22 protein-coding genes are annotated in these 20,532 nt (G+C 55.7%); 4 read left to right on the top strand and 18 right to left on the bottom strand.

Annotated features, from left to right (window positions below; translation table 11 throughout):
• Positions 1-15: 15 nt before the first annotated feature.
• From KIH86_RS29105 to KIH86_RS29095, 3 genes are read right to left on the bottom strand one after another with little or no spacing between them, the layout of a single operon-like run.
• Positions 16-615, bottom strand: a complete 600-nt coding sequence (locus tag KIH86_RS29105) for a nucleotidyltransferase family protein (RefSeq protein ID WP_223081420.1) — start codon at positions 613-615, stop codon at positions 16-18.
• A gap of 45 nt (positions 616-660) precedes the next feature.
• Positions 661-1,152, bottom strand: coding sequence for a DinB family protein (locus KIH86_RS29100; RefSeq protein WP_223081421.1), 492 nt, complete (start codon positions 1,150-1,152; stop codon positions 661-663).
• A 14-nt stretch (positions 1,153-1,166) separates the two neighbouring features.
• On the bottom strand, positions 1,167-1,475 hold the full coding sequence (locus KIH86_RS29095; RefSeq protein ID WP_223081422.1) for a nucleoside triphosphate pyrophosphohydrolase family protein: 309 nt from the start codon (positions 1,473-1,475) through the stop codon (positions 1,167-1,169).
• Between the two features lie 152 nt (positions 1,476-1,627).
• On the opposite strand from KIH86_RS29095, the gene KIH86_RS29090 reads away from it, so the two are divergent.
• Positions 1,628-2,449 carry a class I SAM-dependent methyltransferase gene (locus KIH86_RS29090; protein WP_223081423.1) on the top strand — a complete coding sequence of 274 codons (822 nt, stop codon included), beginning with the start codon at positions 1,628-1,630 and terminating at the stop codon, positions 2,447-2,449.
• Between the two features lie 216 nt (positions 2,450-2,665).
• Here KIH86_RS29090 and KIH86_RS29085 read toward each other — a convergent pair whose 3' ends face one another.
• Genes KIH86_RS29085 through KIH86_RS29070 form a run of 4 tightly spaced genes read right to left on the bottom strand, consistent with a single transcriptional unit; the run spans position 2,666 to position 6,461 of the window.
• Positions 2,666-3,739, bottom strand: a complete 1,074-nt coding sequence (locus tag KIH86_RS29085) for an ABC transporter substrate-binding protein (RefSeq protein ID WP_223081424.1) — start codon at positions 3,737-3,739, stop codon at positions 2,666-2,668.
• Positions 3,736-4,560 carry an ABC transporter permease gene (locus KIH86_RS29080; RefSeq protein ID WP_223081425.1) on the bottom strand — a complete coding sequence of 275 codons (825 nt, stop codon included), beginning with the start codon at positions 4,558-4,560 and terminating at the stop codon, positions 3,736-3,738. The genes KIH86_RS29085 and KIH86_RS29080 overlap by 4 nt, the downstream gene beginning before the upstream one ends.
• On the bottom strand, positions 4,550-5,359 hold the full coding sequence (locus tag KIH86_RS29075) for an ABC transporter permease (RefSeq protein WP_223081426.1): 810 nt from the start codon (positions 5,357-5,359) through the stop codon (positions 4,550-4,552). Before KIH86_RS29075 ends, KIH86_RS29080 begins: the two co-directional genes overlap by 11 nt.
• Positions 5,349-6,461 carry an ABC transporter ATP-binding protein gene (locus KIH86_RS29070; RefSeq protein WP_223081647.1) on the bottom strand — a complete coding sequence of 371 codons (1,113 nt, stop codon included), beginning with the start codon at positions 6,459-6,461 and terminating at the stop codon, positions 5,349-5,351. The genes KIH86_RS29075 and KIH86_RS29070 overlap by 11 nt, the downstream gene beginning before the upstream one ends.
• A 215-nt stretch (positions 6,462-6,676) precedes the next feature.
• On the opposite strand from KIH86_RS29070, the gene KIH86_RS29065 reads away from it, so the two are divergent.
• Positions 6,677-7,774 carry an FUSC family protein gene (locus tag KIH86_RS29065; protein WP_223081427.1) on the top strand — a complete coding sequence of 366 codons (1,098 nt, stop codon included), beginning with the start codon at positions 6,677-6,679 and terminating at the stop codon, positions 7,772-7,774.
• A gap of 88 nt (positions 7,775-7,862) precedes the next feature.
• Here the strand turns inward: KIH86_RS29065 and KIH86_RS30245 are convergent, their stop codons facing one another.
• The 9 genes from KIH86_RS30245 to KIH86_RS29020 form a co-directional block, all read right to left on the bottom strand.
• The gene (locus KIH86_RS30245) at positions 7,863-7,997 is read right to left on the bottom strand and encodes an IS3 family transposase (RefSeq protein ID WP_223081428.1); all 135 of its coding nucleotides are present in this window, start codon (positions 7,995-7,997) and stop codon (positions 7,863-7,865) included.
• Positions 7,998-8,130: 133 nt separating this feature from the next.
• Positions 8,131-9,555 (bottom strand): MFS transporter, encoded by a 1,425-nt coding sequence (locus KIH86_RS29055; RefSeq protein WP_223081429.1) that lies wholly within the window; start codon positions 9,553-9,555, stop codon positions 8,131-8,133.
• Positions 9,552-10,190 carry a cysteine hydrolase family protein gene (locus tag KIH86_RS29050; RefSeq protein ID WP_223081430.1) on the bottom strand — a complete coding sequence of 213 codons (639 nt, stop codon included), beginning with the start codon at positions 10,188-10,190 and terminating at the stop codon, positions 9,552-9,554. Before KIH86_RS29050 ends, KIH86_RS29055 begins: the two co-directional genes overlap by 4 nt.
• Before the next feature lie 41 nt (positions 10,191-10,231).
• Positions 10,232-11,227: an ABC transporter substrate-binding protein gene (locus KIH86_RS29045; RefSeq protein ID WP_235775689.1), complete on the bottom strand. Its 996-nt coding sequence runs from the start codon at positions 11,225-11,227 to the stop codon at positions 10,232-10,234.
• 93 nt (positions 11,228-11,320) lie between these two features.
• Entirely contained in the window at positions 11,321-12,094 is a 774-nt protein-coding gene (locus tag KIH86_RS29040) for an ABC transporter permease (protein ID WP_407672380.1), read from the bottom strand.
• 161 nt (positions 12,095-12,255) lie between these two features.
• Positions 12,256-13,041, bottom strand: a complete 786-nt coding sequence (locus KIH86_RS29035) for an ABC transporter ATP-binding protein (protein ID WP_223081432.1) — start codon at positions 13,039-13,041, stop codon at positions 12,256-12,258.
• A gap of 136 nt (positions 13,042-13,177) precedes the next feature.
• Positions 13,178-13,552, bottom strand: coding sequence for a Na-translocating system protein MpsC family protein (locus tag KIH86_RS29030; protein ID WP_223081433.1), 375 nt, complete (start codon positions 13,550-13,552; stop codon positions 13,178-13,180).
• A 413-nt stretch (positions 13,553-13,965) separates the two neighbouring features.
• Positions 13,966-14,568 carry a flavin reductase family protein gene (locus tag KIH86_RS29025; RefSeq protein WP_223081434.1) on the bottom strand — a complete coding sequence of 201 codons (603 nt, stop codon included), beginning with the start codon at positions 14,566-14,568 and terminating at the stop codon, positions 13,966-13,968.
• Entirely contained in the window at positions 14,534-15,475 is a 942-nt protein-coding gene (locus KIH86_RS29020) for a DMT family transporter (RefSeq protein WP_223081435.1), read from the bottom strand. Before KIH86_RS29020 ends, KIH86_RS29025 begins: the two co-directional genes overlap by 35 nt.
• A 97-nt stretch (positions 15,476-15,572) precedes the next feature.
• Between KIH86_RS29020 and KIH86_RS29015 the strand changes: the two genes are divergently transcribed.
• Positions 15,573-16,475 carry a LysR family transcriptional regulator gene (locus tag KIH86_RS29015; RefSeq protein ID WP_223081436.1) on the top strand — a complete coding sequence of 301 codons (903 nt, stop codon included), beginning with the start codon at positions 15,573-15,575 and terminating at the stop codon, positions 16,473-16,475.
• Between the two features lie 90 nt (positions 16,476-16,565).
• Entirely contained in the window at positions 16,566-17,546 is a 981-nt protein-coding gene (locus KIH86_RS29010) for an aldo/keto reductase (protein ID WP_223081437.1), read from the top strand.
• Between the two features lie 241 nt (positions 17,547-17,787).
• Here the strand turns inward: KIH86_RS29010 and KIH86_RS29005 are convergent, their stop codons facing one another.
• Together KIH86_RS29005 and KIH86_RS29000 are read right to left on the bottom strand one after the other, a co-directional pair.
• Positions 17,788-19,086: an S-layer homology domain-containing protein gene (locus tag KIH86_RS29005; RefSeq protein WP_223081438.1), complete on the bottom strand. Its 1,299-nt coding sequence runs from the start codon at positions 19,084-19,086 to the stop codon at positions 17,788-17,790.
• A gap of 330 nt (positions 19,087-19,416) precedes the next feature.
• On the bottom strand, positions 19,417-20,472 hold the full coding sequence (locus KIH86_RS29000; protein WP_223081439.1) for an Atu2307/SP_0267 family LLM class monooxygenase: 1,056 nt from the start codon (positions 20,470-20,472) through the stop codon (positions 19,417-19,419).
• Between the last annotated feature and the right edge of the window lie 60 nt (positions 20,473-20,532).

Here is a 20,532-nt window from a genome sequence, read left to right as displayed (position 1 = left end):
TTCGGCATATCCGCCTTAAACCTTTAAGCGCTCGCCTTGCTCTCCCGGCTCTCCGGGCCCGGACTCGGCCATTCGCAGCCGGGGCCAGATTTCCAGCCAGTTCTTGCTCCGCACCCGCTCGCGGAAACATTCTTCGTCGTGGCAATACGGGCTTCTCCGGATGATCAGATCAAACAGATCACGCAGGCCATGCGGAGCGATGACATTGATTTTCTTATAACGATCCATACTGACGCCGACGGCGGTAGCCGTCTCCGGCCATCTCAGCATGGCATCCTCCACTGAAAGATAAGGCTCCTCCTGGTTCTTCAGGTGCATTCTCGCCTGATTTTTGCAGGACCAGTTGTATTCGGGCAGAAGCTCCTTTAAGGCTTGGTCGTAACGCTTCTCGGTGTCTTCGTTAAGATCGGCCGGGTCGTAGTACAGCACATCCACATCGCTCAGCGGCGTAGGGCTTGCATAACCATGCAGGTAATCCCAAACCCCGTTGCGGACGTAACCCGCAGCAATGCACCAGTTCGGCAGATGCAGCTGCTGCACCACCCGCAGGTCCCGGATCAGATTGTAGTTGTACAATATTTTGATCAGTCTATTCTCCAGTCTGTTCTCCAGCATTTCTTGCTTTCACCAGCCTTGGAATGAATCCGCCTTATCCAGGCTTCATCCGATTTTACTCCGCAAATACGCTTCATGCAGACCCTTTTGAACAAAATCGAACTTCTTCCCGGTTGCCTGCTGAACACGGTCAATGATTTGACCCAGATGATAACCGGTATGCTCGACCAGATGATAAATCTGGTGAATATGCTCTTCCTCCAGCAATCGCTCCCCGTCAATATACCGCGATATCACGGCATCCCATTGCTGAAGCTGCTGCCCGAACTTCATTAGCAGCTCATCGGCAGTCTGTTCGCTGCTTGGAAAATACTTCTCAAAATCCGGTTTCAGTCTCGGGTCCTTGCTCTCCAGACGAACGCAGTTTCTGGCAATATGCTCACATACATGCAGAGCGATACCTCCGATCGAATTGCCGCCCGGATATGGCTCCTGCCATAAATGCTCTTGACTCAAACCTTGCAGTGCTTCCTTCAGTTTAGGAAAATACAGATCGGTCATTCGATGAAGCGAGATTCTCAGGAACAAGGAGTCCATCGTCGCCACCGCCTTTAATCATTTAACCATTTGAGCCATTTATTGTAAATAGCTTGGTTCATATCCATATCATTATGCTTCCCCATCGACAACACCAGCCCCAGCACATCGGCCAGTTCGGCTTCAAAACTGTCCCGCAGCTCGGTTTCGGTCTTTCCTCTGGCTCTGGATTTATGGTTAAGCTCCATGTAGCACTGCACCAGCTCTCCGAGCTCCTCCTGGATTTTTAGAAGAAACCATTCATTGCTTGGCTCTACATCAATTTTGCTGCAATAACTTTGAGTCACACGGCTTACTTGTTCGGCTGCGTCCTGCAGTTCCATGATCTCCTCCTGTGGTGTTCAGTCTTGGTTTCCCTTCCATTTTACCGAATTGGACGCGGGACCGCCTATAGAAGAAATTACAGAATTTCTCATAACCTTGGGAGGAGGATGCTACAATAGTTGTAGGTCATAAAGAAACGGAGTGTGAAGCCATGATCCCCGAAGGCAATCTGTATTCCAATGTTGAGCGTTTTAAAGGTTTTCAAAAAGAATACGACCGGTACCGGCCGGAAGCACCGCAGCTGGTCGCCGAACTGCTGGCAGGCTACCTGGGCGCACAGCCTGACCTTGTCGTGGATCTCGGCTGCGGGACCGGCCTGTCCACATTCATGTGGACGGGAAGAGCCGGCCGGATCATCGGGGTCGAGCCGGGGGACGACATGCGGAGCCGGGCGCTTGAGAAATGGGACGCCCTTGGCAGGCCGTCTCATATCTCGTTCGTCCAGGGCTACTCCAACGCCCTGGAGCTTGAGGCAGATGCAGCCGATATCATCACCTGCTCCCAATCCTTTCACTGGATGGAGCCGCTCAGCACTCTGAAGGAAGCGGCGCGGGTGCTGCGTCCCGGCGGAATCTTCGCCGCCTACGACTGCGACTGGCCGCCGGTGCTCGAACCGGCTATCGAGAAGATGTACAACGACCTGATCAGCAAGGCAGATGCGGTAATCGACAGCCGGGTGCCGATTGAGAGCAGAGCCGTCAAGCGCAGCAAGGATGAGCATCTGGGCCGAATCCGCGAAAGCGGGGTCTTCAGCTACTGCCGGGAGCTGGTCTTCCACAACATCGAGCGCTCCGATGCGGAGCGGTATGTCGGCCTTACGCTCAGCCAGGGCGGGATGCAGACCGTTCTCAGGCTGGGCGGCGGCGAGCTGGACGAAGACATTGCCGTGTACCGCCAGGCGGTGGAGCAGTATTTTGCGGGGCGGACGCTGGATACGATGTTCGGCTACCGGATGCGGCTCGGGATCAAGTAAGCCGGCGGATAGCCCTGGAACAAGGAATGTACGGATGCAGGGAAGACACGGCCGCAGCAGGTAGACAAGAGCATAAAAGACAAGAGCGGCATTATCCTCGGCAATAAAAAGAGGCTCATGGAGAAGCGGGGCGGTCCCCGGCATCCCTTGAGCCTCTTGATCTTGCGGCAGAAGCATCTTCAATTGATAAAGCATCTTTTAATTAACCAAGCATTCTCAATCGTTATGCATCTTGAACTTCAGAAACAGCTCATTGTAATGGGCGAGCATCTTCTTGCCGAGATTGTCGTAGACCTCCAGCTTATCGGTGAGTTCCTTCGGCGGGTAGAAGCGTTCATCTCCGGAAATATCCTCCGGCAGCAGCGTCAGCGCATCCTTGTTCGGCGTGGAGTAGCCGACATATTCAGCATTCTGCGCCGCCACCTCCGGCCGGAGCATAAAGTTGATGAACTTGTACGCGCCCTCTACATTGGCGGCGGTACGCGGAATGACCAGGTTGTCGGCCCAGACATTCGAACCCTCTTTTGGCACCACATAGTCCAGCTTGTCGTTCTCATCCATGATCTCCGAGGCATCCCCGGACCAGACGACTCCGACGGCCGCTTCCTCGTTCGCGAGCAGCATTTTGATCTCGTCTCCGACAATGGCCTTGACGTTCGGCGACAGCTTGTTCAGCTTGGCCAGCGCCTGCTGCAGATGCTCTTCGTTCCTGTCGTTCAGGGAGTAGTGCAGACTGTTCAGCGCCATGCCCATGACCTCCCGCGCGCCGTCCACGAGCATAATATTGTTCTTCAGCCGGCTGTCCCACAGATCGTCCCAGCTGTCGAACTTGATCCCGTGCGTCATCTCCGGGTTGTAAATAATACCGACTGTTCCCCAGAAGTAGGGAACCGAGTACTTGTTGCCCTCGTCGAACGACAGATTCATGAACCTGGGATCTATATGGGACAGATTTGGCAGCTTGCTGTGATCGATCGGGAGCAGCAGGTTCTCCTCTTTCATCTTGGCAATGGCGTAATCCGAAGGGACCACCACGTCGAAATTCGTGCCCCCCTGCTCGATCTTCGTCAGCATCGCTTCATTGGAATCGAAGGTCTGGTAGATGACGGTAATGCCCGTCTCCTTCTGGAACTGCGTCAGCAGCTCCGGGTCAATGTAGTCGCCCCAGTTGTAGATAGTCAGGGTGTTGCCGCCGGAATACCCTTCGCTCTTGTTCATCCATGAGCCGAGATACATCAAGGCAAAGGCCGCGATCATTATTGCCAGAAAAGCATTCACGAGCTGCTTCATCTCGGCACCCCCGCATCCGCCGCCGGCTCGGCCGGAGATTGCTTGGCCTTCTTCGTTGTCAGCACGTAATACACTGCCACGAGCAGCACCGTGAACAGAAAGATGAGCGTGGACAGCGCATTGATCGACAGCGACACGCCCTGGCGGGCGCGTGAATAAATCTCGACCGACAGCGTGGAATAACCGTTGCCTGTCACGAAGAACGTCACCGCGAAGTCATCCAGCGAATAGGTCAGCGCCATGAAGAAGCCGCTGAAGATGCCGGGCCTGATGACCGGCAGGATAACCTTGGTCAGCACATCGATGCTGGAGGCGCCGAGGTCGCGCGCGGCGTCGGCGAGACTTGGACTCATCTCCTCCAGATGCGGCAGGATCATCAGGACTGCGATCGGTATGCTGAAGGCGATATGCGACAGCAGCACGGACGAGAAGCCGAGCTTCACGCCCACGATCGTGAACAGAATCAGGAACGAAGCGCCGATAATGACATCAGGGCTGACAATCAGCACGTTGTTCAGCGACAGCAGCGTATTCTTGGCTCTCCGGCTGCGGACCCGCCGGATAGCGAGCGCGCCGATCACGGCGATGACAGTCGCGATGGCCGACGACAGCAGCGCAATTACCAGCGTGTTGATGACAATGATGATCAGCCGGGTGTCCTGGAACACCTCGCGGTAATATTCGAGCGTGAAGCCCTCGAATTTATGCATCGTCCCTCCGCTGTTGAACGAGTAATACATCAAATAGAAAATCGGCGCATACAGCACAACAAAGACAAGGACCAGATACAGATTGGACCAGCGGTTTCGCTTATTTTCCATGCCGCACCTCCTTCCGGCCGCCCAGCAGCACCATCACCAGCGCCATAACAAAGATCAGGAACATCGCCACCGTCGAACCCATTCCCCAATCCTGTGTCACCAGGAAATGCTGCTCGATCGCCGTGCCGAGCGTAATGACCCGGTTCCCCGCGATCAGGCGGGTGATCATGAACAGCGACAGAGCCGGAATGAAGACCGCCATGCAGCCCGAACGGACGCCCGAAATCGTCAGGGGGAAGATTACCCGCCGGAAGGTTGTCCAGCCCGAAGCGCCCAGATCGCGCGCCGCCGCAAGCAGCGACGGATTGAGATCCTCCAGCGCACTGAAGATCGGCAGAATCATGAACGGGATAAAAATATAGACCGAGACAAACACGAAGCTGAAGCCTGTGAACAGAATCTGCTGCGAGCCGATGCCCAGTACGTCCAGAATGCTGTTCACGGGTCCGAACGTGCCAAAAATGCCGATGAACGCATACGTCTTCAGCAGCAGGTTGATCCACGTCGGCAAAATAATGAGCAGCAGCCAGAGCTGCTTGTGCTTCGCCCTGGTCAGCAGCCAGGCGGCCGGGTAAGCCACCAGCAGCGAGAACGCCGTGATGAGAAAGGCATACCAGAACGAGCTAAGCGTCATCCGCAAATAGACCGGTGTAAAAAAGTCCGCGTAATTGGACAGCGTCAGGTTACCCTCGATGTCGAAGAGGGAATAATACAGCACCAGCAGCACGGGCGCAACGACGAACAGCGCGATCCACAGATAATACGGGATGAGATAGAACGGCTTGCTCTTACTTGCCATGAGCTTCCACCTCGCCGTATGCTTCCAATCGTCTGTCGAACTCCTCCTCCGTCTCGCCGAACCTCATGACATGGATCGCTTCCGGATCGAAGTAAAGGCCGATCTCGCCGCCCACCTCCGCCTTGCGGGTGGAATGGACCAGCCATTCCTGGCCCGATTCATCGTAGCAGCTGATCTCGTAGTGCACGCCCCGGAACAGCTGGCTGTCCACCTTGACGCGGAGCTTGCCCTGATCAAGCGGCACGATCTCGAGATCCTCCGGCCGGATGACGATCTCGATCGGCTCATTAGGACGCAGACCAGCGTCCACGCACTCGAAGCGGCGGCCGTTGAACTCTGTCAAGTAGTCCTCGATCATAACTCCCGGCACGATATTGGATTCGCCGATAAAGTCGGCGACATAACGGTTGATCGGCTCGTCGTAAATGTCGTTAGGGGTGCCGCTCTGCTCAATCAGTCCCTTGTTCATGACGAAGATCCAGTCCGACATCGCCAGCGCTTCCTCCTGGTCATGGGTGACGAAGATGAAGGTGATCCCGAGACGCTGCTGCATCTCCCGCAAAATATACTGCATCTCGGTCCGCAGCTTCAGATCGAGCGCAGACAGGGGCTCGTCCAATAGCAGCACCTGCGGCTCGTTGACGATCGCCCGTGCAATCGCCACCCGCTGGCGCTGGCCGCCGGACATTTCGCTTACTGAACGGTTCCCGTAGCCGGCCAGATTGACGAAGCGCAGCGCTTCCTGGACCTTCTGCTCGATAACCGGCTTCTTCAGCTTCTTGACGCGCAGGCCAAACGCCACATTCTCGAACACATTCAGGTGCGGGAACAGGGCGTAGTCCTGAAACACCGTGTTGACCTGGCGCTCGTTGGCGGGAATGCGGTTCATGACCTTGCCATCCATCGTTATAGTTCCCTCGGTTGGTTCGGCAAAGCCGGCGATCAGACGCAGGATTGTCGTCTTCCCGCAGCCGGACGGTCCGAGCAGCGTGTAGAATTTGCCGCGTTCGATATCGAAGCTGACGCCCTTGAGCACCGGCTCCTCATCCTCGTCGTAACGCTTCGTAACGTTCTGAAATGAAATAATGGTAGATTCCTGAATGGCTATCTCTGTCAACCCCCCTGCATGTAAATAGATTCGGTTAAGCTTATCATACCCGGTTTTGACGGTCACGGCATCAATTCTTTACGTCCAGCCGCTTGATGTTCGTAATGTTGTAATAAGTGCCCGCTTATCCATAATTCCGGCGGTGCTATAATGAAAAGTGTCTGAAAACCACGTAAACTTGCTAAAATTTTTGAAAAGAGTTGAGTGAAATGCATGAGGGGCTGCAGGAGCGTCTTGAAAAATACGGTTTTTCCCTATATATGATTCGGGTCACACTTGCGGCTTCGATTTCCTGGATGGTTGTGCACGCCATTTACGGCGGCGAGTTCTCTTACTTCGCCCCGCTGGCGGCGATCCTGATTACACAGGGCAGCGTGAAAGCCTCTTTGGAAAAAGGGCTCTGCCGGCTGCTTGGCATCGTGCTCGGCGGAACCGTCAGCCTGCTGGTCGGGCATTTCATGAACGTCGGCCCGCTGTCCATCCTGCTGATTCTGCTGGTCGGGCTTGGAATCGCCACCGCCTGCAAGATCAATTTCCAGGCCATCACCCAGGTCGGTGTCACCTCTGTTCTGGCGATTACGTTTATCCAGGATCATTATGTGATGTACCGGGCATCCGAAACCTTGATCGGCGTCGTTATCGCGCTGGTCTTCAATATGATTATCGTTCCTCCGAAGAGCTTCGGCAACGCAAGAGGAACTGCGCTTGAAGGAAGTCTGCTGCTGGCTGACGGACTCAGCGGCATGACGCCGGGACGCGATGAAGCCAAGCAGGCGGAAGCCCTCAAGCGGGCGGATGAACTGCTCAAGATCAGTACCCGCAAGCAGGCCGAGCTGCACTTCACCATCTCCCATCTGCCGAACCGCATCGAACTGGGCATGCTGAAGCAATCGACCTCCCATCTGAAGACGATGCACGGCTATGTGAAAGAAATTGCAACCGAAATTTCGCTGCTTCCGGCTCATTACGCCGCCGCCGACTGGATGAAGGAGAACCTGGCAGCCACGGCGGACTGCATCGCCCTGTTCGGCGCCAAGGCGCTGTCCAGCGCTGAGTGCGGCAGCGCGCTGCCGGAGAAGCTCCGGCTGGCACGGGAGCTACAGCTGACCAGCTTCTCCGAGCTGCAGGGAAATTGCTCACTGACCGCCATTCGCGATCTCGGCGCCGTCTTCTCCCATCTGAACCGGCTGCTGAATGAAGTGGAGCTCGCCGATTACGACTTCTGCTCCGCCGCCCCGCAGCGGACGCTGGCCCGGGCGAACCGGGCCGTACGCTTCGCCAAAAAGGGACTCTCCCAAAAGCTTTGAACTGCACCCCGTCAAGTAGACAGTCTAAATAGTAAAAAGAATTTTAAGCGGCCTTAGTCCTGAATTCCACGGGACTGAGGCCGTTTAGTTATGCCTGTAACCGTTCATTATTGTAAAAGTGAATGTAGTCCTCAACATCCTTCCGGAGTTCTTCGAAGGTCTGGTAGGTATGCAGGTAGTATGACTGCTGTAATTTTCTTCTGTCCCATAAAAAACTCCCCATACAGTAACAGGTTTTTATTATTTCACCTGTCTACTGTATGGGGAGCATATCAGTTGCCCATCTTGAAGATCGTTGCCAGGCTGTTTATGCGTATCCGATTTGCGAGCAGAGCCTGAAAATAATAATGACAGGTTCAGCGTATCGATTCGCGCAGCATTTTTTTGCCGCTGCCGCGAAAGGCTTGCAGCAGCCCGGCACAGGATAAACCTACACACGCGGCACAAACCAGGAACACTACCGCATAGCTTCTGTCCGATCCCGTGGATTCACCGCCGATGACCAGCCCCCCGGCTGCCGTGCCGAACATCATGCCAATGTTTCGGAACAAGGCCAGTACGCTGCTGATCATGCCAAGCTGCTCCTTGGGGGCCATTCCCATTACAATGCTCGTATTGGGCGACGTAATCATGCCCATAGAGCAGCCCAGCAATACCACCGGCAGCGCCATGAGTCCTGCCCCAAGCGCAGGTGCCGTCAAGCTCATCGCCAGCATGGTGACGCTCATCAGCACAAGGCCGACGGCCAAAATTCCGAGCGGGCCTTTGCGGTCGGCCAGACTTCCACCCAGCGGGGCCGTTACCACCAGCGCCAGCGGGTAGCCGAGCATAATGAGGCCAATCCAGGCCGGCTCTGTGCCGGCCAACCGCAGCACCGCCGGCAGTGCCAGCTGTACTGCAAAAGCCGCCATGTACGTCACTACGGTAATTATAATCCCGATAGCCACATATCGGTTGGTGAATAACGAGATTCCGCCGCCCGCAGGCGGAGACGTCGAAGCCGCCCCGCTGCGGCGGGAATGCCGCTCCTTGGCGGCGTAGGCCGCTGCTGTCGCGGCAGAAGCGGTAAACAGCAGCAGCACCGGCAGAGACAGAAACGAGGTGCGGCCGCCAAGGTCGATAGCGATCATGAGCGTGGATAGACAGACCGCAAACCACACTGCTGCTCCGATGTCCAGCCGCCCGCCGGAGATTTCCGTATCGCGCGGAATCCATTTCTGGGCCAGCACGGCTACAGCTCCGGCCACCGCCGCGAGCAGCCAGAAGTTGCTCTCCCAGGACAACCACTGGATCAGGAATCCGCCTACCCCCGGACCGGCCATGGAGCCGGCGGCCACAAAGGTACTCATCAGGCCCAATGCCCGCCCCCGCTGCTCCCGGGGAAAGACGGAGACAATGAGCGCCATGTTGGTTGCCTGGTACATGGAGGCGCCGATGCCCTGAATAGTTCTGAAGAAGAGCAGCATGGCTGCATTTTGGGCCAGGGCGCAGCCAAGCGCTCCTATAGCAAAAGCGAACAGCCCGGTGTTATGTACACGCCGCCGGCCATGCATATCGCCAAGCCGTCCCATCAGCGGCAGCAGCACGGAGATGACGAGCAGGTAGATGCTGACGACCCACTGTGCGGAGGCCACCGGTATTCCCAGATCCGCCGAAATATCCACCAGCGCAATATTGAACATGCCGGCGGACAGATTGGACAGAAAGGCGCCGAGGCAGATGACGATCTTGATCGCCGTACGATTTACCGCCTGGCCGGAAGCCGCGGCCGGACTGCTCATAATGCGTTCTCAAGGGCCGATTCATGCCAGAGTTTCCACATATTCTCCACTTCCGCCGCCGACGAGACGACCCCGAAATAACCCTTCATATTCTCCACAGTCATTTCATGCGCAGCCCGTGAATATGAGGCGCAGGCATCCTCCGCCAGCACGATATGATAATCCAGCATAAAGCCGTCCCGCGCCGTTGATTCCACGCACACATTCGTGCTGACGCCCGTCATAATCAACGTTTCAATCCGCAGCGAGCGCAGCACCGAATCGAGCCGGGTATGGATAAAGGCACTGTAGCGGTGCTTGTTGACCACCGTTTCCTCGGAAAGGGGGGCGACCTCGTAAAATTCCGCGCCCCAGCTCCCTTTGCGGCAGATCCCCAGCGAAGTGCGGCCGGAACGCGAAGCCCAGGCAGGCGAATCCGTCGCACGCTCATGAAAAGTCTGAATAAAGATGATCTTCACGCCATGCTCCCTTGCAGCCGCGATAAGCCCATGCAGCCGGGGCATCATCTCCTGTACGGCGGACACATCACTCCCGCCCGCGGCCAGCACACCTTCCGGGTGACAGTAATCATTTTGCACATCAACCACAATCAGTGCGGTTCTTTCCGGCATAATTAAATCCGCAGTTATCTCCATTTCGTTGTCACCTCTTCGTATTATTAAGCCCCTATCGGCGCTTATTTCTCTGCTGTCTTGTTCACAAACTGCATATCGACCAATCCGTCGTACGTATATTCGCCCTTATAAATCCCCGTCTTGATCATCACATTCATATCCTTGTCCAGCGCTTCCTTGGAGATTATTCCGTCCGGGCTCCAGAGCTGGTCTTCATATGCCCGGTCCAGCGCCGCTTTGGCTGCCGTATCCGACAGTGTCGGGAATTCCGCCTTCAATACCTTCATCGCCATTTCCTTGTCCTGCTGGATCGCCTTAAGCGCTTTGACCACGGCATTCACTGCCTTTTGCACCGTTTCCGGGTCCTTTTCAATCGTTGATTTCTTTACACTCAGCACCGAATAGGCATAATCGCCCATATCATGAAATTTATAAAACGGCTCGCCCCACACGCCTTTATCAATGCCGTCGCTAATTTGCGGCTCTGCGCCATTGGCGATATCCGCTGCGCCCTGCTGCACCGTCGCCACCACAGTCGAAGCGTCTGACGGCTCCAGCAGTTGAACATCCTTCTGAGGATCAAGCCCAAGCTCCAGCAGCAGGTACTGGGTAAGCAGATTCGGCGTTCCGCCGTGCCGTCCCACATTAATTTTTTTACCCTCCAAAAATGCCTTTAAGTCCCCATCCGAGCTGCCTTCCGGAGCCGTGCCTTTCTTGGCCATCAAATACACATTGGCGCGATTGACCACATTGCTTACGGAAATAATCGGGTCGGAATTGCCCTGGTTCGCCAAGGCATTCGATTCCGGACCGCCGATAACGCCCCAGGCGTCCCCGCTGACCACCGACGTTACATGCGCGCCTCCCGCAGCCTGGAGCATTTCCACCTTAAGCCCCTCCTCGGCAAAATACCCCTCGCGCTGTGCGACATACAATGGCAGATATCCGGTGTAATGAAGCGGTTCGGCGATAATCAGCTTCTTGAGGCCCTCCCCTCCGGCGGCAGCCGTACCGGCTCCAACATCATCTTTGCCCCCGCAGCCGGCCAGCAAAAGCATCGCTGAGATCAGCGTCATAACGGCGGACAGCTTAATTGCTCGAACATTCTTCATCATTTTCTCCCCTTTGATCGGATTTCTATCGATTTAGTTCTAAGCCTTTTTCACTCCATAGCCCTTGGACAACCATTTCTCCAACAGGACAACCCCCATATACATCACCATCGAGAGTACCGACAAGACCACTACGCCGACCCAGACCAGATTAATATCGAGAATGGTTCCGGCATAAATGACCATCCGTCCGATACCATGGCTGGAAGCGATAAATTCACCAACAATCGCACCAGCAAGCGACAGGGCAATATTGATACGCAGGCTGCTAATCATCCAGGGCATGGCCCAGGGAATGACTACCTTCGTGAACACCTGATGACGTTTTGCGCCAAGGGAGTACATCAGCTTCTCCATATCCTTGTCCACACTCTGCACTCCACTGTGCGCCGACAAGGCGGCAACGATCACCGTCATGGTGAACGCCAGCGCTACTTTGGAGAAAAAGCCGATACCCAACAGAATAACTAACACCGGAGCAAGCGCCAGTTTAGGCATCGCATTAAGCAAAATCAGAAACGGCTCGAAAATGCCGGCGAACTTCCGCGACCACCAGAACGACAGGCCGAGCAAGGAACCCAGGACAGTCCCGCCGACAAAACCGAGAATCGTCGAACCGGAGGTGTAGGCGATATCCTCCAGCAGAGTGCCCTCCGTGATCTGCGTCCAGGTCGTGCTGAGGATACGGCTCGGACTGCTCCAGTAATAGGCGTCCATCCAGCCGATGCGGGTTAACCCTTCCCAGAGAAGCACTGTCAGCAGCGCCACCGCCAACCTTCCGATACCGATCATCCGCTTGTTCCGGCGTTCCATCGCCTCTTCATCCTGAACGAACGGCGTCGGTTGCTTCGTCTCCTGCTTCAAGGCAGGCGCGCTGTCCGCCACTTCGAAATTATGAATGACATACCCTTTCTTCTGCACACTCTCCATCCTGTTCTCCCCCTTTAGTTGTGTTTCATCCAGCTTGTCCGCAGTTACGATATATTCGCCGCCCGCTTTGTCCCGTTGTCCGACAGCAAATCAAGCAGATGGGCTTTAAGCTCCATAAAAGAAGCGGATACGGTATCCTCCATATGACGCGGCCGCGGCATGTCTACCGAGATTTTGGAAATAATTCTTCCCGGCCGCCCGGAGAAGACGTAAATGTCATCTGAGAGGTAAATCGCTTCGTCAATATCATGGGTAACGAACAGCACCGTCTTGCGGAAATCCTCCCAGATTTCCAGCAGCCAGTTCTGCATCGTCAGCCGGGTTTGGGCATCGAGCGCGCCGAATGGCTCGTCCAGCAGTATGATATCTCTGTCATACAGCAAGGTCCGCAGCAGCGCCGCCCGCTGCCGCATTCCCCCGGAGAGCTCAGCCGGATAATGGCCGCCAAAGCCTTTGAGTCCGTAACGGTCCATGAGCGGCTGGGCACGGGCCACCGCTTCCTTGCGCGGCACCCCCCGGATTTCCATGCCAAGGATGATGTTGTCCAGGATCGTTCTCCATGGCAGAAGCATATCCTTTTGCAGCATATAACCCACATGTCCCGTCTTCCCGACGATATCCTCCCCGTCCGCCAGTACGCGGCCTGTAGATGGAGGAGTCAACCCGGCGATGATGTTGAAAAGCGTGGATTTGCCGCAGCCGCTCGGGCCGATTATGCTGACAAATCTGCCTTCTTCAATGCTGAGATTGGTCTCCTGCATGGCCGCAATTTCCTTCCCGTCACGGCGGAACCACTTGCTTACTCCGGCAATTTCAATCTTGGTCTTCATCTGTTCATCCTCCTGATTCATTTTGAGTTCGCGGCACATCTGTTCAGCATCGGCAGATAATAAAAAAGCCGCCAGTTTAAGACACAGCCCTATGGCTGATGTCCGAAACTGACGGCAGGTCGGCTCTCCGCTTGTCCTAGAGTTCCAACGTAACGTTCAGATAATGCTCCAAGTCCTTCTCCAAAATTATGATCGTACCGGAATACTCGGTCTCCACATCATAATCTTTCAGAACGGCCTTGATATTCAGTTGAAATTCATCCATAAACGCCTGCCTGATTTCACGCTTGAACACCTCGTACAGCACCAGATTGATTTCCCGGCCTGCGGAAGCGTTATGGGTATCCAATACCTTAAGTACGGGGACCCGGCTGTTGATGGATAAAATGATGATCTTGTTTCCGACAAAATCGACCTTCTGCTGTCTGACACCAGTGTTAAACAGCTTCTTGTTGATTTCATTGTAAATCCTGAGAATATCCTGTTTCCATTGACCGGCGGAAGTAATCATCTATGGCAACACCTCTGCTGCAATATAATGTAATCATAGGTTACATGAGATTGAATAAAAGCATCGCTGCCCGCCGCTTGTTTCTCATTATAGAGTAAACCATGTTATTGTCAACAAAAAAAATGTAAAGTCTAATAACATTTTGTCGATTTAACCGACCTTCACGTCAATTTATATAACATAACATAGAAATTAAAAAGTCGCCTGAATAGTTGCGATTGAGCAGGGTAACAGCATCTTCTTTCAACCTAAAAAGACTCCCCATACAGTAACAGGTTTAATAATTTCACCTGTCTACTATATGGGGAGCCTATCACTTTAAGCTTGGGAGCGTCCCATCTTCATGTGCTGCCTGATCTGTATTGCCTGGTCTGTATTGGATGCCTCTGTCCCTTCCAGCGGCTCGCGTCCCGTTATTCTCCGTAGACCGGACGTTCCAGATCGAAGATGCGGCCGATCAGACTGTACGAGTTGCCCGCCAGCCGGCTGACCGGCTTCAGACCCGCGATGTCGATCCGGCCGTTGTGGATGAGATCATCCCGCACGTAGAAGCTCAGCGCCTCACCCACGAACAGGTCGAAGTGGCCTAGATCCACATGATGGACGAGGCGGCACTCCATCGCGACCGGGCTCTCCGCAACGCGGGGAACGGCCACGATCTCCGACGGAACAGCCGTCAGGCCCGCCAGTTCCAGCTCGCTCACGCCTTCCGGAGCGTTGATCGACGTATGATTGATCGCTTCGATGTTATCCTCATCCGTGATGTGCACCACGAACTCTTCGCTGCGCAGAATGTTGCGCGCCGTGTCCTTCAGCGTTCCATCCGGACGCTTGCCGCACGAGAACATGATCATCGGCGGATTATCGTTCACGATGTTGAAGAAGCTGAAGGGCGCCGCATTGACGACGCCATCCGCATCAATGGATGTAACGAACGCGATCGGCCGCGGCACAACACTGCCGATCAGAATTTTGTAATTGTCATGAATACTCTGCCCGCTTACCGGAATAATCATGGTTATCCTCCTTCGAGAACGCCACCTTTACGAGCCGATCCGTTCTTGGCCGTACATTAACCAGCATAATGCTGATTACGACCAGCATCAGACCCGCCACCAGATTCAGCGTTATCTGTTCATTTAGGAAAAGGACGCTTGAGCCGATGGAAACAAGCGGAATCAGGAAAGTGTAGGACCCCACCTTGCTCGCTTCGCCCTCATTGATTAGCTTAAAGTATACCAGCCAACCAAGAGCAATCACAAATACAGCGATAAACAACGTCTCGGAGATAAATGCGGCGTTCCAGGTAATCGCCCCCCAAGATTCGGTCATACTTCCGGCCGCCAGCAGAATGACGCCGCCGATCGTTATCTGCATGGCCGTCATCCACAGAATGTCTACTCTTGCGGCGTTCCGCTTGATGTAGATCGTCCCAAGCGCCCAGCAGAGCGCACTGAGCAGCGCCAGCACAATGCCAACCGGGGAGATGCTGCCCGAGAATCCCCCGGCGCTTAAAGTAGCCACTCCAAGGAAGCCGATCACCAGGCCTGCGATTTTGCGTCCGTACATGGACTCGCCAAGCCACAGCCAGGAGAACACTCCGAGCAGCACCGGCTGCAAAAAGACGATAGCCGAGAACAGCCCTGGCGCCACATACTGCAGGCCGATGGTCTGGAAACCGTAATAGAACACGATGCTGAGCAGAGCCGACATCAGATATATAGGCCACAGCTGCCTGAGCCTCAGAAGCCTCGCCTTTGGCAAAGCGATCAGAATGAGCAGCACTCCTCCGATGACGGTACGGATGCCGGAGAAAAGCAGCGGGGGCGCATAGGCGAGCGCCGCTTTTGATAATGGCCAATTGATGCCCCAGACTAGAATCAGGAACATCAGCAGCAGAAAAGTCGTTTTGGAACGGGACATGTTCGGCCCTCCTTGAATGATGATCTGTTAAGATGATACAATAACCGCAACCATAAATAAAATGAATATTATTCATGAGGAGCATACCAGAATTGTTATGAACAAAGCGCAAATGGAGCTGTTCGTCAAAATCGCCGAGAGCGGAAGCTTCACCCGGGCCGGCCAGGAACTGAACATGACCCAGCCTGCCGTAAGCCGGGCAATCTCCACCCTGGAGGCCGAGCTGGATGTCATGCTGCTGGTTCGCGACCGGCGCGGCATCTCACTGACGGAGATCGGGAAGCGGGTACTCGTGATCTTCCGGGATATTCTCAAAGGCTATGACCTTGTCGATCAGGAAATCGCCGCGGAGAAAGGGCTGGAGAAAGGCCTCATCTCCGTGGGAGCCTTTCCGGCTGCGGCAGCCTATTTCATTCCGCCGATCATTGGCGCCATCACCCGCAAATATCCGGGGCTGGATTTCCGGCTTCATGAAGGCTCGATTGCGGAGATCAAGGAGTGGCTGGAGAACGGAGTCATCGATGTTGGCATTCTCATTCCGCCGTTTGACGGCTTTAAGACCTATCCCCTGTTCACGGAGAAGCTCTATGCGGTGCTGCCGGACAGCCATCCGCTTGCGGCGAAGCCTGTCGTTCGGGCCAAAGAGCTGGCGGATGAGACGATGCTCATCTGCAGGTCAGGCTACGAGCCGCCGGTCGTCGATCTGTTCCGCCGGGCGGATGCGGACCTGTCCGCCAAGTACATCATCGGCAACTATCACACGGGGCTGAACATGGTCAAGGAAGGCCTAGCCTGCGCGGTCATGTCCCGGCTATCCCTGCTGGCCCCGCCGGAGGGCGTCGCAATCCGGGAGCTTGATCCGCCCGCTACCCGCGACATTGTTCTTGCGGTAAGCCCAGCCGGAAGCGCCTCGCTTGCGGTCCGGCTGTTCCTGGACACGGCGAGTGAACTGTTCGGCGAAGCCGGGAATGAGCCTGTTGGGACAACCGGCGTGCAGTAAGCCGTAAGCCCAGGCGCATCCACTCCGCCTTATACTTGAAGCGGACCCGGAAAGTCACACAAGCAACCGACACTAAAGGAGCGATCATAGATGAAATACCAACGACTTGGCAATAGCGGACTTCAGGTTTCACAGCTTGGGCTCGGCACCAACGCCTTCGGCAAGCGGGCGGACCAGGCGGCCTCCACGGCCGTGCTGCATACTGCGCTGGACCGCGGCATCAACTTCATCGACACAGCCAACATCTACGCCGGCACGGAATCGGAGCGGATCATCGGCGAAGCGCTTGCCGGTCGGCGGCACGAGGCCGTGCTGGCCACCAAAGCCGGGCTTGTGCGCAGCCCCGGGCCCGGCGGCAGCGGCTCCTCGCGCTTTCATCTTATGCGCGAGCTTGAAGACAGCCTCCGGCGGCTGAAGACGGATTATGTGGATCTGTACCAGATCCACACCTTCGATCCGAACACGCCGCTTACGGAGACGCTGCGCACGCTGGACGACATGGTATCGTCCGGCAAGGTGCGCTACATCGGCGCCTCCAATTACGCCGCCTGGGAGCTTATGAAGGCGCTCGGCATCAGCGAGCGCATGGATCTGACGCGCTACGTCTCGCTTCAGTGCAGCTACTCCCTTGCCGACCGGACGCCTGAGCGGGAGTATACGCCGCTCTGCCTCGACCAGGGCGTCGGCATCATCCCTTACTTCCCGCTCGCCGGAGGCATTCTAACCGGCAAGTACAGCGGCGGCGGGAGCGCTCCGGCCGGCTCCCGGGCCGATACCGACCCGAACTTCGCCCGGTTCCTGACTCCGGAGCGGATTGCGCTCGGCGAAGAGACGGGCCGTCTTGCCGCCGGGCTCGGCACGACGCCGGCCGCGCTCTCGCTGGCCTGGCTGATGAACCGTCCGGCTGTCTCCACGGTCATCGTCGGCGCGACGCGCGCCGGGCAGCTGGAGGACAGCCTCGAGAGCGTTAGTCTTGAGCTAAGCGCCGAGATCATGGACAAGCTGGACGAGATCAGCCGCCCATTTGTAGGCGGCGAGCCCTTTGCGGTGTATCGGCTGCCACAGTCCTGAAGACGATAATCGCTCATACATCGGGACACCGGTCCGGTGCTGATTAGGAACCTTCGCAGGGCCTGGCACCCGGCAGTCTATTGTCAATTTCAGCAGAAGGTCCGCATTTCGGAGAACAAAAAGAACGCTGGGCATTTGCGGCCAGCGTTCTTTTTTATGATGAGGGGGATTCCTCGAGCCATTTCAGACAATCCTTATCCTGCGAGCCAGGAGCAGCGTTATGCGGCTTAATCCCTCATCCTTATTTGGCTGCGATCGAGAAGACGAGCGTCTTGTCGGCATTGTTCACGAGGACGTTAACCGTATAGTCGCCCACGGTCGCCTGCTTGTCGGCCAGCAGCTTTCCTGCTTCCATGTCGGCGCAGATTGAGGTGAAGAAGGTATGAAAAGCGCTTGCATCATATGTAAACAATTGATTGGCGAACAGCCTGATCGGCTCTTCATTCCGCGCCAGCGTCCCTTCACGGAGCCGAACAGTAATGCCATATGTGTTGTATGTCGGATCGAGCCAAATCGCCGCTTCTTCCGTCGCCGCCACGCTTCCCGCTCCGGTATTGCCCATACTTCCGCTCTGCTGAACCGCAATCTTCTCTTTCTCATCCTTAAATAATCGAAGCGTCGTGTCCAGCAGATCATAATTGGAGCCGCGAAGCTGTCCGGCCTTCAGCAGCGTGTCATACGCATCCCACATTTGCTTGTTCGGGAACACAACGATTTTCTGCCCGCCGGCTGTCGGCACGAGCCGCTGCAGCTTGTCGGCCTGAGGCTGGATCGGAATCCGCTTCGTCTTGTCGATGAGGCGGTTCAAAAGCACGAGCGATTCCGCTCGCGTCACATACCGGCCTACGCCAAACTTTCCGTCCGGATACCCTTGCATGATCCCTTTGATCAGCGATTCCGCAATGAATCTCTGCTCGCGTTCGCTCGCGCTGGTCAAATCTCCATACGCCGCAGCCACCGAACGGCTGAACTGCTCATCCTCGAGGAACTCGGTTTCCTGAAGCGTGTAGAACAAAACCTCCGCCACATTCTCCCGGGTCATATCCGCCTGAAAATCGCTGTAACGGCTTTTGTTCAGAAAATTCAAGTCGCTCGCCACATCGATATAGGGCTTGGCCCAGTATCCTGTCATGGCAGGTTTGAAGTTGAAATACCGGTAATCCTGCTTCAGGATCGTGCGATTCTCTTCCGTGAGCGAAGCAAGAAAGGAGGTGCGCCAGCTTCGTTCTTGATCGGGATGAAGGTCACTGAACGACAAGATCAGCATCTTGACGAACTGGTCCACCTGGACCGGCTCGTTAGGCCGAAATGTCCCGTCCGGATATCCGTTCAGAATCCCGTCGGTTACCATTGTTTCAATCTCTTGTTGCGCCCAATGTCCGCTGATATCCTTGAATGCGGCGCTTGGCGTTGCCGTGCCCGTTGTTCCGCTTGCTGCCCCAGCAATCCCGGCCGTCCCGATTAAACCGGTCAGCAAGCAAATCGCCGGCAGTATTTGCGCACCCTTTCTTCCGATTCGTCTTAGCACCTGTCCTGTCATTTCCGGGCCTCCTGATATTCATATGGCATTTTAAGTAGTAGAGTAAGCTGCCATCATTCAGAAAACCACATTACGGAATCATTGTGAATAGGCCGAACGGCCGCCGCCGGCTTGCTGGCAGTCCAGGGCAGATGTAGCCCAAAATGACCGCAGCAGCTCACATGTCGAGCAGAAAAAGGGGAACTTCTAGGCAATGAGAAGTGCGTCGGTGTACCCGCTTCGGCATCCTTGCCTACCGCCTTCAAGCTCCCGTCTCCAGAGGCGCCCTTTTCCCAAATGGAAGTCACTGCCGGATCATCGCTATTTCTCCTACGTAGGGCTGCCGGTCGGTCATCCCTCCAGACGTTCCCAGTCCGCAACCTCCTGCCGTACAAGCGGCGCAACCTCGGTTCCAAACAGCCTAATAGCCTTCAGAACCTCCGCGTGCGGCATCGTGCCGTGCGGTAAATGCAGCAAAAACCGTGTAACACCCACATGCTTGCGCAGGTGGATGATTTTTCGGGCAACGGTCATTGGGTCTCCCACATAGAGCGCACCGTCAAAACGGCAGGCAGCCTCGTAATCCGAGCGTTGATACGGCGGCAGTCCTTTCTCGATTGCCCGGACGTTCGTTCTGGCATAGGTAGAAGGGAAGAACTGCTCCAGGGCATCTTCATTCGTCTCGGCGACAAATCCATGCGAGTGCGACGCCACCGGCAGCCGGGATACATCATGCCCTGCCCTCGCCGCCGCTTCCTTATAGAGCCGTACATGCTCGGCGTAATCGGAAGGATTCACCTTGCCGATGATCGCCAGTGCAAATGGCAATCCAAGCTCTCCGGCGCGGACTGCGGATTCCGGACTTCCGGCGCTGCCGATCCAGATCGGCAGCGGGTTCTGCACCGGTCTCGGGTATACGCCGAGATTCGGGATGGCCGGCCGGTGCCGGCCGCTCCAGTTGACCTTCTCCGATTGCTGCAGCTTCAGAAGCAGGTCCAGCTTCTCCTCGAACAGCTCCTCAAAATCCTTCAGATCATAACCGAACAACGGAAACGACTCCAGGAATGAGCCTCTGCCGGTCATGATCTCCGCACGTCCTCCCGACAGACCGTCCAGCGTTGCAAAATCCTGAAATACCCGGACCGGATCGGCTGAGGACAAAATGGTGACCGCACTGGTGAAGCGAATGCGCCGGGTCAAGGAGGCGGCAGCCGCCATCACCACCGCCGGCGAGGAAGCGGCAAAATCGGGGCGATGATGCTCTCCCACGCCGAAAACATCCAGTCCCACCTCATCCGCAAGCACCATCTCTTCCACCACTTCGCGGAGACGCTGCGCATGACTCATCGTTTCACCCGTCTGAACGTCGGGAGTTGTTTCTACAAAGCTGCTAATTCCAAGTTCCACGATTATGATCCTCCCACGCGATTATGTATCTCTTTCATTTTATATCTTTAAACTTTTGAA

Origin of the sequence: Paenibacillus sinensis (assembly GCF_019904155.1) — a bacterium.
In the GTDB taxonomy this organism is placed as follows: Bacteria; Bacillota; Bacilli; order Paenibacillales; family Paenibacillaceae; genus Paenibacillus_AQ; species Paenibacillus_AQ sinensis.
Note: the sequence above shows the minus strand (reverse complement) of the source record. Positions and strands in the feature narration are given on the sequence as shown.